Origin of the sequence: Rhodanobacter sp. KK11 (assembly GCF_033345435.1) — a bacterium.
Taxonomy (GTDB): Bacteria; Pseudomonadota; Gammaproteobacteria; order Xanthomonadales; family Rhodanobacteraceae; genus Rhodanobacter.
The window spans coordinates 861,438-874,973 of sequence record NZ_JAWPMI010000001.1; the positions used below are offsets into that span (position 1 = coordinate 861,438).

Genomic DNA, 13,536 nt, shown 5'->3' on the forward strand with positions numbered 1-13,536 from the left:
ACCAAGGCGGGCATGTGGATGGACGGTAGTGTGGGCAGCGGGGCAGGCAAGTTCAAGCAACTGCGGCATTTTACGGCAGCGGCGGCGTTGGCGCTGGGTCTGGTTGGATGCGCCGGCGCGCCATTGCGTTCCGCCCCGAAGACCATCGCCACGCCGCAGCCGCTGGCGCAGCTGACGGTGGCCACGCCGGATGCCGACCACGACGTGGTGGCGCAGCTGCTGGCCGGCGAGATGGCGTTGACCCGCACCGACCTGAAGGCGGCATCCAGCCACTACGACAAGGCGATGGCCCTGAGCAACGACCCGAAGGTGGCCGAGCGCGCCGCCGGGCTGGCGATCGCCGTGCATGACGCCGCCGCCGCCGGGCGTGCGCTGGAGCGCTGGCAGGCGCTGGGCGCCAAGCCCGGCGCGCTGGCCCAGGCGCGGGCCGAGTTGGCGCTGGACCGTGGCGACAGCGTGGAGGCGCGACGCCAGCTGGAATTGCTGGTCGGCACCGGCGACAAGGACGCCTGGCGCCAGTTCGGCCGCGTGCTGGTGGGCGCCCGTGACCAGGCCCAGGCGGGCCGGCTGCTGGAGGCGCTGGCCACGCCGCAGCGCTTGCCGGGTGACGCACACGCCTGGCTGGCGATGAGCGAGCTGGGCGACCGCCTCGGCCGGCACGCCTATGCCGTGCAGATCGCCGACGCCGCCATGCAGCGCTTCAAGAGCGCCGAGACCTACGCCTGGGCGGCGCAGATGAAATTCAAGGACGGCGACCGCGATGGCGCCCGCGCGCTGCTGCAGAAGGCGCTGGCGAAGGAACCGAAGAACGTCCAGTTGCGGCTGGCCTATGCCGGACTGCTCGGGCAGGCCGGCGACTACGCCGGTGCCGGCCAGTTGCTGGCGCGCGGCCCGCAGGACGCCGATACCTACGCCATGCGCGCCGGGCTGGCCGCGCACGAACAGGACGGCAAGGCGCTGGCGGCGCTGTACCAGGAATTGCAAAAGGCGCCGCCGGACGTCCGCGCAAGCAGCGCCTACCTGCTCGGCCAGCTGGCCGAGATGCAGCATCGCGAAGCCGAGGCGCTGGCCTGGTACGACCAGGTGGGCGACGCCGACGAGCATGCGTTCGACGCCGACCTGCGCAGCGCGATGATCCTGCACACGCAAGGCAAGCGCGCCGAGGCGCACGAGTTGCTGGGGCAACTGCAGCTGGCCTACCTCGACCAGCCCGAGCAGCTGCGGCAGGCGTGGCAGGCCGATGCCGAACTGTATCTGCGCGAGCAGAACTACGCGAAGGCCGAGGCGGCGTTCAGCCACGCCCTGCAGGTCGTGCCGGACGATCCGGGGCTGCTGTACGGCCGCGGCCTGGCCTATGCCGAGGCCGGCCAGATCGACCAGGCGGTGCAGGATTTCGAGCGCCTGCTGAAGATCAAGCCCGGCGACGTCGATGCCAGCAACGCGCTGGGCTACACCCTGGCCGATGCGAATCGCGACCTGCCCGAGGCCGAGCGGCTGATCAGCGCCGCGCGCGCCGCCAAGCCGGACGATCCGGCGATCGCCGACTCCTGGGGCTGGCTGCAGTACCGCATGGGCAACCTGGACCAGGCCGCGCAGGTCCTGCGCGGCGCCTGGCTCGCGCGCAAGGACGCCGACGTCGGCGTGCACCTGGGCGAGGTGCTGTGGAAGCAGGGCCACCGGCGCGATGCGCAGCGGATCTTCGACGAGGTGCGCAAGCTCGATCCGCACAACGGCGCCCTGCAGGAAACCCTGAAGCGGCTGCATCCATGACGCGGTGGCTGCGTCTTCCCGCCGTGGTGCTGCCGTTGCTGCTCGCCGCATGCGTACCGCCGGCGGTACGCATGAAGGGCGACGCCGGCCTGTACGACGCACAGCTCGCGCGCGAGCGCGCGCTGGCGCAGGCCGATCATTGGGTGCTGCAGGGCCGGCTCGGCGTTTCCAACGGCAAGGACGGCGGCAGCGGCAGCTTCAGCTGGACCCAGGACGGCGAGCAGTACGAATTCGTGCTGCGCGGGCCGGCGATCAGCGGCATGAACTTCCGCCTCAGCGGCGGGCCGGACGGCGCCCTGCTGGAGGGCGTGGAGCATGGTCCGCTGCATGGTCCCGACGCGGAGGTGCTGATGCACAAGGCGCTCGGCTGGGAAGTACCGCTGCGCGACCTGCGCGCCTGGGTGCTCGGCCTGCGCGCGGACAGCGGCCCGGCCGAACTGAGCTTCGGCGAGAACCGGCTGCCTTCGCTGCTGCTGCAGGATGGCTGGACGGTCGACTATCGCGAGTGGGACGACGCACGTCGGCCGCCGTTGCCGACCAAGGTGTTCGCCGGCAAGCCGCCCTACAAGGTGAAGCTGTCGATCGAGTCCTGGCAGTTCCGTTGATGGGTTAGGCTTGGCGCCCCGTCGACCACCGCCGCACCGGAACCCAGGCATGCCATTCCCGATCGAACGAGCCGAGCCGGGCCAGCTCGAGGCCCTGTGCGCGATCGAGCGCGCGGCCGTGCAGCTGTTCCGCGGGCATCCGGCGTGGTCCAGCTATGCGGCGGTGTCGATCCCGCCGGAGTTGCTGTGCCGGGCGATCGGTCGCGGCCTGGTCTGGGTCGCTTGCAACGGGACCGGCGCGCCTGTCGGCTTCGTTTGGCTGGACGCGGAGCTGACCGACGGCGCGATCGGCATCGCCGAGATCGACGTGCTGCCGGAGTACGGCCGGCGCGGCATCGGAGCGGCCCTGCTCGAACACGCCTGCACGTGGGCGCGCGAGGCCGGCTACCGGCGGGTGGACCTGGGCACGCTGGCCGACGTGCCGTGGAATGCGCCGTTCTACGCGAAGCACGGCTTTGCCGTGGTCGACAAGAACGGCCCGGCGTTTGCGTTCGCGCGCCAGCGCGACCGCGAGAACGGTTTCCCCGACGAGCTGCGCGTATTCATGAGCCGGCCGCTGGCGCCGCCCGCGCCCGGCGCATGGACGGCGTGGCCGGCGCCGGCCAAGCTGAACCTGTTCCTGCGCATCGTCGGACGACGGGCGGACGGCTACCACGAGCTGCAGACGGTGTTCCGTCTGCTCGACTGGGGCGACGAGGTGCGCCTGCGCGTGCGCGACGACGGCGCCATCCGGCGCACGCGCGAGGTGCCGGGCGTGCCGGAGCCCGCCGATCTGGCGGTGCGCGCGGCGCGGCTGCTGCAGGAACGCACGGGCACGCCGCTGGGTGTCGACATCGAAGTGGACAAGCGCATTCCGATGGGCGGCGGGCTGGGCGGCGGCAGCTCCGATGCGGCGACCGTGCTGGTGGCGCTGAACCAGTTGTGGCGGTCGGGCCTGGACCTGGAGGCGTTGGCGGAGCTGGGCTGCCGACTCGGTGCCGACGTGCCGGTGTTCGTGCGCGGCCGCTCGGCCTGGGCCGAGGGTATCGGCGAGCGGCTCACTCCGCTGGCCCTGCCGCCGCGCCACTACGTGGTGCTTGACCCGCACGAGCCGGTGCCGACCGCCGCGCTGTTTCAAGCGCCTGAATTGACACGAAATGCCCCGCGGGCGACAATTTCGTCCTTTGTTTCCGGCGAAACGACGGAAAACGCCTTCGCGCCGGTGGTACGCGCGCGGCACCCGCGGGTGGCCGCAGCGCTGGACTGGCTGGGCGGCTTCGGTCAGGCGCGGCTTTCCGGCAGCGGCGGCGGCGTGTTCCTGGAGCTGCGTTCGCTGGAGCGGGCACAGGCGGTGGCACGGCAGTGTCCGGCGGCGTTCACGGCGCATCTGGCCACGGGCGTCGACGTGTCGCCCCTGCACGAGGCCGCGGCGCGCCATCGGGGCGCGGCGTGAGGTCGGCAGCCAGAAACCGGGATCGGGCACGGCAATACACACATACCACTGGGGCGTCGCCAAGCTGGTTAAGGCACGGGATTTTGATTCCCGCATTCGCAGGTTCGAATCCTGCCGCCCCAGCCATTTCATGATGGCTTTTGTTTCGAGGTAACCACTGTGGATACGTCCACTCCGATGATGCTGTTTACCGGGAACGCCCATCGTGCGCTGGCCGAAGACGTCGCCCATCGCCTGGGCGTGCCGCTGGGCAAGGCACTGGTCGGCACCTTCAGCGACGGCGAGGTGCAGATCGAGATCGAGGAGAACGTACGCCGCCAGGAAGTGTTCGTGATCCAGCCGACCGGCGCGCCCAGCGCGGTCAACCTGTTCGAGCTGCTGGCGCTGACCGATGCGCTCAAGCGCGCCTCGGCGGCCAGCGTCACCGCGGTGATCCCGTACTTCGGCTATGCCCGGCAGGATCGCCGGCCGCGCTCGGCGCGGGTGCCGATCACCGCCAAGCTGGCCGCCAGCATGATCGGCGCCGCCGGTGTCGACCGGGTGCTGACGGTCGACCTGCACGCCGACCAGATCCAGGGCTTCTTCGACATCCCGGTCGACAACGTGTACGCCTCGCCGGTGCTGCTGGCCGACATCTGGCGCAACTACAGCATGGAAGACCTGATCGTGGTCAGCCCCGACGTGGGCGGCGTGGTGCGCGCCCGCGCGATCGCCAAGCGGCTGGACGACGCCGACCTGGCGATCATCGACAAGCGCCGCCCGCGCGCGAACGTGTCCACCGTGATGAACATCATCGGCGACGTGGCCGGCAAGACCTGCGTGATGGTGGACGACATCGTCGATACCGCCGGCACTCTGTGCGCGGCTGCCGCGGCGCTGAAGGAGCGTGGCGCGCGCAAGGTGGTCGCCTACTGCGTGCATCCGGTGCTGTCGGGTCCGGCGATCAGCAACATCGAGAATTCGCAGCTCGACCGGCTGGTGGTCACCAACACCTTGCCGCTGCGCCCGGAAGTGCAGGCCTGCGCCAAGATCCGCCAGCTCTCGGTCGCCGAGCTGCTGGCCGAAACCATTCGCCGCATCGCCTTCGGCGAGTCGGTGAGTTCGCTGTACGTGGATTGATCCACGGCTTTTCGCCGTGACGGCTCGGCCGTCCGGCACCACCGGCTTTTCTGGTCGCGGAAAAGTCATGCAACTGCCGCGAGGCGGTTCTCAAAAACCAAGGTAGCAACGAAATGTCCAAGACCCGTGAAATCAAGGCGCAAAGCCGCAAGGACGAGGGGAAAGGTGCGAGCCGCCGCCTGCGTCGTGCGAGCTTCGTGCCGGCCGTCGTGTACGGCGGCAGCCAGCCGCCGGAGAGCATCCAGATCGAGCACAACACCATCCTGCTCGCCGCCAAGAACGAGTGGTTCTTCTCCTCGGTGCTCGACCTGAACGTCGACGGCAAGGTGCAGAAGGTGCTGGTGCGCGACTGGCAGAAGCACCCGTTCAAGCAGCTGATGATGCACATGGACTTCATGCGCGTGAACGAGAAGGAGGCGATCCGCGTCAGCGTGCCGCTGCACTTCCTCAACAAGGAGAAGTCGCCGGCGGCCAAGACCTCCGGCGTGGTGATCTCGCACAACCTGACCGAAGTGGAGATCACCTGCCTGCCGAAGGACCTGCCCGAGTCGATCGAGCTGGACCTGGCCGAGCTGAAGCCGGGCGACATCATCCACCTGTCGCAGCTGAAGCTGCCGAAGAACGTCGAGCTGGTCGCGCTGCATGGCGGCGAAGGCCACGACACTCCGGTGGTCACGGCCAACATGATGCAGGAAGAGGCCGAGGAAGCGCCGGCCGCCGAGGCTGCCGCGCCGGCAGCTCCGGCCGCTGCTGCGCCGGCCAAGAAGGACGAGAAGAAGTAAGCCGCGCCGGCCCGCGCTCCGTTGGGGCGCGGGCCGATACGGCTGCTTGTTCGCATGGCTGGTTTGCGACTCATCGTCGGGCTGGGCAATCCCGGTGCCGAATACCTCCGAACCCGGCACAATGCCGGGTTCTGGCTAGTTGACGCCCTCGCTGGTGCCCAGGGCGAACGCTTCGCCTTCGACGGCAAGCTGCATGGCGAGGCCTGCCGCGTGCGCCTCGGCGGCGAACCGGTCTGGCTGCTCAAGCCGGCCACTTTCATGAACAAGAGCGGCATCGCCGTGGTCTCGGCGCTGCGCTACTACAAGATCGAGCCGGACGAATGCCTGGTCGCGCACGACGACCTGGACCTGCCGCCCGGCATCGTGCGCCTGAAGTTCGACGGCGGCCACGGCGGCCAGAATGGCCTGCGCGACATCATGGGCCACCTCGGCCACGGCAAGTTCCATCGCCTGCGCGTGGGCATCGGCCATCCCGGCCACCGCGACCAGGTCACGCCGTGGGTGCTGGGCCGGCCCGCGGCCGCGGACGAGGACGCGATCCTCGATGGCATCGGCCGCGCGCTGGACGTGCTGCCGCTGGCGGCGACCGGCCAGTTCGACAAGGCGATGCAGCAGTTGCATACGGTGGGAACGGGAAACGGAGAACGGGGAACGTGAGCGCCTGGCAAGAGCCGCACCGTTCCATCTTTTCCTGATCCGCACGTTCCCCGCTCCCCATTCCCTGTTCCCCGGAGTTTTCCATGGGCATCAAATGCGGCATCGTCGGCCTGCCCAACGTCGGCAAGTCCACCCTGTTCAACGCGCTGACCAAGGCCGGCATCGCCGCGGCGAACTTCCCGTTCTGCACGATCGAGCCGAACGTCGGCGTGGTGCCGGTGCCGGACCCGCGGCTGAACGCGCTGGCGGCGATCGTCAACCCGCAGAAGGTGGTGCCGACCGCGGTGGAGTTCGTCGACATCGCCGGCCTGGTCGCCGGCGCCTCGAAGGGCGAAGGCCTGGGCAACAAGTTCCTGGCGCACATCCGCGAGGTGGACGCGATCGCCCACGTGGTGCGCTGCTTCGAGGGCGACGTGATCCACGTCGCCGGCAAGGTCGACCCGATCGCCGACATCGAGACGATCGACACCGAGCTGGCGCTGGCCGACCTGGAATCGGTGGACAAGGCGCTGAACCGCGCCGAGCGCGCGGCCAAGGCGAACGACAAGGAAGCGCTGGCGAAGAAGCCTGTGCTGCAGAAGCTGGCCGCCGCGCTCAACGAGGGCCGCTCCGCGCGCAGCGTCGGCCTGGACGAGGAGGAGAAGGCGCTGGTGCGCGACCTGTTCCTGCTCACCCTGAAGCCGCTGATGTACATCGCCAACGTCGCCGACGACGGCTTCGAGAACAACCCGCTGCTGGATGCCGTGCGCGAGCGCGCCGTCGCCGAAGGCGCCGAGGTGGTGCCGGTGTGCGCGGCGATCGAGGAGGAGCTGGCGCAGCTCGACGAGGCCGACCGCGACGAGTTCCTGAAGGACATGGGCCTGGACGAGCCGGGCCTGAACCGGGTGATCCGCGCCGGCTACAAGCTGCTCGACCTGCAGACCTATTTCACCGCCGGCGTGAAGGAAGTGCGCGCGTGGCAGGTGAAGCGCGGCGCCACTGCGCCGCAGGCCGCCGGGGTGATCCACACCGACTTCGAGCGCGGCTTCATCCGCGCCGAGACGGTCGGCTACGACGACTTCATCCAGTTCAAGGGCGAGGCCGGCGCGGCGGCGGCCGGCCGGCTGCGCAAGGAAGGCAAGGAGTACATCGTCAAGGATGGCGACGTGCTGCACTTCCTGTTCAACGTCTGACGTTCGGGCGTAGGGCGGGCAATGCCCGCCGTTCTTGCGTGTGATGTCGCACGATGCGTCGAAAAGCTGGCGGGCCGTGCCCGCCCTACGGAAAAGCCGTGTCTACAGCGCGCTGCCGCCGAACTTGTAGGTGAATTGCAGGTAGTAGCTGCGGCCGGCCGCATCGAACCACGAGATGTCGTAGTACGGGTACGACGTATAGGTGGGGTCGCGCGGGGGCATCTTGTCGAACAGGTTGTCCACTGCCAGCGACAGCTGGGCGTGGTCGCTGAACTTGTACTGCAAGGTGGCGTTGTAGCGGTAAGTGGCGTGAACCCAGGCGGGATCGCCGGCCGAGGTGTCGACGACCTGGTCGTAGGACCACGAGTTCGGCAGCCGGCCCAGGCGGGTGCCGAACAAGGTGGCTGACCAGGCCTTGCGTTCCCACGACACGCTGGCGCTGGTCTTCTCGCGCGGGATGTCGAAGCCGCTGTTGACCGCCAGCTCGTCCAGCGTGGCGTCGCCCGGGTACTGCTGGAACAGGTGGTTGCGGGTCCAGGTGTGGTTGCCGCTGAAGCGGAATGTGCCGATCGCCGTTTCCAGCTTGTAGTGCGCGCTGGCGTCGATGCCGCTGGTGCGCTCGTTGGCGACGTTGATGGGGTTGACGAAGATGCCGTACAGGCGGCCCGTGCCGGAATTGCGGTTGACGCGCGCCACCGCGTCCACGCAGCTGGGCGAATTCGCGTCCACCGGGTTGCCGTTGATGTCGACGCCGATGCGGCAGTTCGCCTCCAGCTGCAGGATGCGGTCGGTGCTGAGGTCCTGCACCTGGTTCTGCATGCGGATGTTGAAGTAGTCGACCGAGAGGTCCAGGTTCGGCGTCGGCGACCAGACGAAGCCGGTGGTCCACGAGGTGCTGGTCTCGGAATCCAGGTCGCGGTTGCCCTGGCGCGTGCGGATCAGGCCTTCGCCGGAATAGTCGCAATCGGTGATGTCGACGTCCGGCTCCTCGGTGCGGCAGCGGTAGTAGTCGTTGCCGGAGGTCTCGTCGTTGCCGATGCCGGCGTAGACGTAGTGCAGGTCCGGCGCGCGGAACGCGGTGCCGTACGAGCCGCGCAGCAGCAGGCTGTCGAGCGGGCGCCATTCCAGGCCGGTGCTGTAGGTCAGCTTGCCGGTAGTGTGGCCGGAAAAGCGGTACTGGTCGTAGCGGCTGGCCAGGCTGAGGTTGAGCGTGTCCAGCAGCGGTAGACGCAATTCGCCGGCGGCGGCCCAGCGGTTGCGGCTGCCGTGGCCGTCGGAGTCCTTCCAGCTGTAGTAGTAGTACTGCGTGGCCAGCGGGTCGGGGTTGAGGTCGTAGGCCTGGTTGCCGACCTCGACCACGCCGGCGAAGCCGGCCGGCCCGGCCGGCAGGCTGAACAGCTCGGTGTTGGTCAGGGTGAACGCCAGCGTGTCGCTGCGCGATTCCGGGTGGTAGTTGGTGCGCGCGGTGATCGAGTCGTACTCGGCGCGGGTCAGCGGCGTGTACAGGCGCGCCGGGTCGGCGTCGAAGATCGGCAGGCCGCTGTCGGCGTCGATGCCGAGCTGCGGGCCGAGGTAGAGGTCGTTGGCCTTGGACGCCACGGTCTGCGGCCAGCTGATCAGCGCCTTGTACTGCGAGTGGCTGAGCGAGGCCTCGTAGTCCCAGCGTTCGCCGAGCGTGCCCTTGAAGCCGGTGGTCAGGCTGAAAGTCCGCTGCGTGTTCTCGATCATGCCGCGGCCGAGCCCGCCCATTTCCTCCGGCGTGAACTGGCGGTACCAGTTCTCGATGCCGCCGCTGTGCGCGTTGTAGAAGTAGCCGTCCTCGTTGCCGTCGGGTGCCTGGTAGTTCCACTGCTCGACGTCGCGGAACAGCTTCACCTTGCTGTAGCCCAGCTGCATGTCGCCGAACCAGGACAGCGTGTCGCTGATCTTCAGGTTGGCCGAGGTGTAGGTGTTGATGCCGCGGCGCTGGCTGAGGATGGTGCCGTAGCCGATCGACTCCGCGCTGCCGCAAAAATTGCCGTAGCGCGGCCGGTTGGCGTACACCGTGGTGCCGCCGTTCAAGTAGGCCAGTGCGTCGCAGGTGGCCTGGCCCGGATCGATGTAGTCGTCGTACCAGTCGCCGTTGAGGAAGGTGCGCCGCGGCACCTGCGAGCGCGCGGTGGGCGCGTCGGCGGTGGAATCCTGGATCTTGCGCTGGTAGGCCCACAGCGGCTGCTGGGCGAGCAGTTCGGCGCCGAACACCAGGTTGAAGTCGCCGCGTGAGAAGCCGGTGGAGAAGTTGAGCTTGGTCGAGGCGCCGCCGCCGCGGGTGGTGTCGCCGTAGCGCACATCGATGGTGGTGCCGTCGGCCTGCTGCTTCAGGATGAAGTTCACCACGCCGGAGATCGCGTCCGAGCCGTACACCGCCGAGGCACTGCCGGTGAGCACTTCGATGCGCTCGATCATGCCGATCGGGATGTTGGAGATGTCGGTGAAGTTGCTGCGGCCCTTGAACGGCAGCGGGAAGTCGGCGATGCGCCGGCCGTTGACCAGCACCAGGGTATGGTTGGGGCCAAGCCCGCGCAGGTCGACCTCCTCCGCGCCGGGCGAAAAATCGGCGCCACTGGAGGATTGCTGGCTCTGCGTCTCGCCGCTGTTCTGGGTGATCGCGCGCATCACGTCGGGCACGCTGGCGAAGCCGCTGGCCTTGATGTCGCTGGCGGTGATCACGGTGACCGGTGCCGGCCCTTCGACCTGCGCGCGCGGGATGCGCGAGCCGGTCACCTGGATCTCGTCCAGCCGGGTGGCCTCCTGCGGGTCCGCGGCAGCTGCGCTGCGACTGCTGGCCGGGGCGGCGGGCGGCGCCGGCGACCGGGCCGGCTGGCCGGCACCCTTCACGATGACGACGGCGCCGGAGTCGTCGCGGTGCACGGTGAAGCCGCTGCCGGCCAGCAGTTGCCCCAGCGCGGCGTCCGCCGACAGCGTGCCGTGCACGCCGGACGTGCGCAGCCCCCTGAGCTGGTCGGCCTGGTAGATGAATTGCGCGCCGGACTGGCGGGCCAGGGTATCCAGCGCGGTGACCAGGTCACCGGCCGGGATATCGATCTGCCGGACTGCTGCCGACTGCGCCGATGCCGCGGCGGACACGGAACAGGCCAGCACGAACATCGCGCTGCGTAGCGAACGGATCATCGTCACCTCTCCCCAGGTGGGCGCACACGACGCGCGCCATGTACGCCGGGACGAACGGCCGGCACAAATCCCCCCATGTCCGGCCGCCCGCGCCGGCGTCAGCGCCGGGTCAGCACGATGCTGTCGCCCTGCTGGCGGGCCTGGATCGGGAAGCCCTGCGCCAGCAGCCGCACGAAGGCGTCGACGTTGGACCAGCGGAAGTTGCCGCCCACGCGCATGGTGCCGACGCTGGCGTCGCCGATCACGATCTTGCGCGTGTTGTAGCGGTTGAACTCGGCGGCGGCGGCCGCCAGCGGCGTGTCGTGGAAGTTGACGAAGCCGCTGCGCCAGCTGAGGTACTCCTCGGCCCGCTGCACCGAGCCGGCGTGCACCACCACGCCGGTGTCGCTGGCCAGCGCCACGCTGCCGGCAGGCAGCAGAGTGGCGGGCTGGCGCAGGCCGTTCGGCCGGCGGTCCGATTCCAGCCGCACCAGGCCCTCGGTCACCACCACGCGCAGGTCGGCTGCGTCGCGGCGCACGGCAAAGCGGGTGCCGACGGCGGTCACCCGGCGACCGCCGGCGCTGACCACGAACGGCCGCGAGGGGTCCTTGGCCACCGCGAAGAACGCCTCGCCCTGCTGCAGGTCGACGTGGCGTTCGCCGCGCGACAGAGTGACCACGAGGCGGCTGTCGCTGCTCAGGGTGGCGATGGAGCCGTCGGCCAACGGCACCTCCTGCAGGTCGCCGATCGCCGTGCGGTAGGACACCTGCTCCACCGCGCCGTAGTGGCGCCAGACCAGTGCCAGCGACACGAGCAAGGCCAGCATCGCGGCGGTGGCGAGATGGCGAAACAGGGAGCGGCGCTGCCCCCGATGCCGGCGGGCGATGCGTCGGGACGCGTCGACCTGGATGTGCCCGGGGCGGGGATGGTGCGACTCGCCCGCGTGATCGTGGGGGGCGCCGAACGGCGAGGGCGCCCAGCTGCCGCGTGCCGGCACCACGCCGGCGGGCACGCCCGCGCCCAGCGCCTTCAGCCGGTCGCTCTGCCGCCACGCCGCGTCGAGCCGGACGAAGGCGACGCGGTGGCCCACGGACGCGTCCAGCCACGCGTCCAGCTGCTGCTGGTCGCGCTCGCTCCAGTCGCCGGCGTCGCGCCTGGCGAGCCAGGCGGCGGCGGCGTGCTCAATCTCCCTGCTGCTGGTCATGTCCGTTCCCGTATGCGGTGCCCGCCGCGTCGCCGCGGGCAGGGCGGCGCGCGTGGCTGCCGCCGTAGAAATAGTCCGCGATCAGGCGCGCGCCCTTGGCGACCTGCTTCTCCACGGTCTTTTCGCTGATGCCCATGCGCGCCGCCACCTGCTTCTGCGACAGTTCCTCGACCCGACGCAGCCAGACCACTTCGCGGCAGCGGTCGGGCAGGCGGTCGAACGCATCGGTCAGGCGCTTCAGCTCCTGTCGCGCGCCCGTCCGCCGTTCCGGCGAGACCTCGTCTACCAGGACGTTCAGCGCGTCCAGATCACCCACGGCCTCGATCGAGACGACGCGGCCGCGACGCAGGCGGTCGGTCATCAAATGGCGCGCGGTGGCGAACAGGAAGGACTTCGGCATCGCCGGCCGGCTCTTCGCCGCGGCCTCGTAGATGCGTACGTAGATTTCCTGGCGCAGGTCGTGGATCTCCTCGCGATGGAACCAGTTGCGCAGCAGATAGCGCATCAACGCACCTTCGTGCGCGAGGATCTCGCGGGCAAACCAGGCGTTGAGGGAGTCGTCCATGCGCCGACCATAGCGCCGATTCCGCAAGAAAATACAGCGTGGGGGAAATGGCCTCGGCATTCGTCTTGGCTTCGACAGGTGCCGCAATCCCGTGGCATGCCACGCCTTCCTGGTTCGGGGTGCCGACCGATGATTTCGCCCAGAAACCTGTCTGGACTCTTACGCACGGCCGTCTCCTGTCTGCTGGCGGCGTATCTTGCCGTGGTGGCTTCCGGCGCACTGGCCGGGACGCCCGATCCTGCCGCCGTGCGCCAGGGCTACGAGTACTACCGCATCGGCGATCGCGGGGCGACCCGGCCCGGCGCGACCGAGCCGGCGCTGCTGCTGATGGGCGGCGGCGAGTGGCCGCACCAGGCGTTCGCCTGGTTGGCGGCGAAGGGTGGCCACGGCCATTTCGTGATCCTGCGCGCATCCGGCGCCGACGACCTGCAGAAGGAGCTGTACCACGACGTCGGCGGCGTGGCCTCGGTGCAGACGCTGGTGTTCCACAGCCGCGCGGCGGCCAGCGATCCGCAGGTGCTGGAGATCGTGCGGCAGGCCGACGGCATCTTCCTCGCCGGCGGCGACCAGGCCAACTACGTGCGGTTCTGGAAGGGCACCCCGCTGAACGCACTGCTGGACCGGCACGTCGCCGCGGGCAAGCCGATCGGCGGCAGCAGCGCCGGCCTGGCGATCCTCGGCGGCCACGCCTATGGCGCGCTGGACGGCGGCAGCATCACGTCGGATGAGGCACTGGCCGATCCGCTGGGCAAGGGCGTCACCCTGGTCGACGGTTTCCTGCACATGCCGCACCTGCGGCAGGTGATCACCGACACCCACTTCAATGCGCGCGAACGGCAGGGCCGGCTGATCGCCTTCGTCGCCCGGTTGCGGCACGAAGGTCACCCGGACGTGGTTGGCCTGGGCGTGGATGAAGGGACGGTGCTGGCCGTCGATGGCAACGGTATCGGCCGGGTGTTCACACTTAACAACGGCTTCGCCTGGCTGCTGCGTCCGCAAGGCCAGCCGGCGCGGATCGAAGCGGGCAAGCCGCTGGACTACCGCGGCGTGCGGGTGACCGGCATCGGCACGCAAAGCCG

The 13,536-nt window shown here is 69.5% G+C and carries 10 protein-coding genes, 1 tRNA gene and 1 pseudogene; 9 read left to right on the forward strand and 3 right to left on the reverse strand.

Features of this window, described 5'->3' with window-relative positions:
• The first annotated feature begins 12 nt into the window (after positions 1–12).
• The 8 genes from R5H19_RS03735 to ychF all read left to right on the forward strand — a co-directional run bounded on the left by R5H19_RS03735 (position 13) and on the right by ychF (position 7,537).
• On the forward strand, positions 13–1,770 hold the full coding sequence (locus R5H19_RS03735) for a tetratricopeptide repeat protein (RefSeq protein ID WP_318158147.1): 1,758 nt from the start codon (positions 13–15) through the stop codon (positions 1,768–1,770).
• Positions 1,767–2,375: a lipoprotein insertase outer membrane protein LolB gene (gene lolB / locus R5H19_RS03740; protein WP_318157634.1), complete on the forward strand. Its 609-nt coding sequence runs from the start codon at positions 1,767–1,769 to the stop codon at positions 2,373–2,375. The genes R5H19_RS03735 and lolB overlap by 4 nt, the downstream gene beginning before the upstream one ends.
• 49 nt (positions 2,376–2,424) lie before the next feature.
• Positions 2,425–3,807 (forward strand): 4-(cytidine 5'-diphospho)-2-C-methyl-D-erythritol kinase, encoded by a 1,383-nt coding sequence (ispE, locus tag R5H19_RS03745; RefSeq protein WP_318157635.1) that lies wholly within the window; start codon positions 2,425–2,427, stop codon positions 3,805–3,807.
• A gap of 49 nt (positions 3,808–3,856) precedes the next feature.
• Positions 3,857–3,933 (forward strand) — tRNA-Gln (locus tag R5H19_RS03750).
• Positions 3,934–3,984: 51 nt separating this feature from the next.
• A complete protein-coding gene (locus R5H19_RS03755; RefSeq protein ID WP_318158148.1) occupies positions 3,985–4,926 on the forward strand; it encodes a ribose-phosphate diphosphokinase in 942 nt (313 codons plus the stop codon).
• A 113-nt stretch (positions 4,927–5,039) separates the two neighbouring features.
• Positions 5,040–5,708, forward strand: coding sequence for a 50S ribosomal protein L25/general stress protein Ctc (locus R5H19_RS03760; protein WP_318157636.1), 669 nt, complete (start codon positions 5,040–5,042; stop codon positions 5,706–5,708).
• Between the two features lie 54 nt (positions 5,709–5,762).
• Positions 5,763–6,365 (forward strand): aminoacyl-tRNA hydrolase, encoded by a 603-nt coding sequence (gene pth, locus R5H19_RS03765; protein WP_318157637.1) that lies wholly within the window; start codon positions 5,763–5,765, stop codon positions 6,363–6,365.
• Positions 6,366–6,448: 83 nt separating this feature from the next.
• A complete protein-coding gene (gene ychF, locus R5H19_RS03770; protein WP_318157638.1) occupies positions 6,449–7,537 on the forward strand; it encodes a redox-regulated ATPase YchF in 1,089 nt (362 codons plus the stop codon).
• Between the two features lie 102 nt (positions 7,538–7,639).
• Here ychF and R5H19_RS03775 read toward each other — a convergent pair whose 3' ends face one another.
• The 3 genes from R5H19_RS03775 to R5H19_RS03785 form a co-directional block, all read right to left on the reverse strand.
• Positions 7,640–10,708, reverse strand: coding sequence for a TonB-dependent receptor (locus R5H19_RS03775; RefSeq protein ID WP_318157639.1), 3,069 nt, complete (start codon positions 10,706–10,708; stop codon positions 7,640–7,642).
• Positions 10,709–10,806: 98 nt separating this feature from the next.
• Positions 10,807–11,892, reverse strand: coding sequence for a FecR domain-containing protein (locus R5H19_RS03780; RefSeq protein WP_318157640.1), 1,086 nt, complete (start codon positions 11,890–11,892; stop codon positions 10,807–10,809).
• Positions 11,870–12,397 carry a sigma-70 family RNA polymerase sigma factor gene (locus R5H19_RS03785; RefSeq protein WP_318157641.1) on the reverse strand — a complete coding sequence of 176 codons (528 nt, stop codon included), beginning with the start codon at positions 12,395–12,397 and terminating at the stop codon, positions 11,870–11,872. Before R5H19_RS03785 ends, R5H19_RS03780 begins: the two co-directional genes overlap by 23 nt.
• A gap of 387 nt (positions 12,398–12,784) precedes the next feature.
• Here R5H19_RS03785 and R5H19_RS03790 point away from each other — a divergent pair.
• Positions 12,785–13,393, forward strand: a pseudogene (locus tag R5H19_RS03790) (cyanophycinase); the annotation flags it as partial.
• Positions 13,394–13,536: the final 143 nt, after the last annotated feature.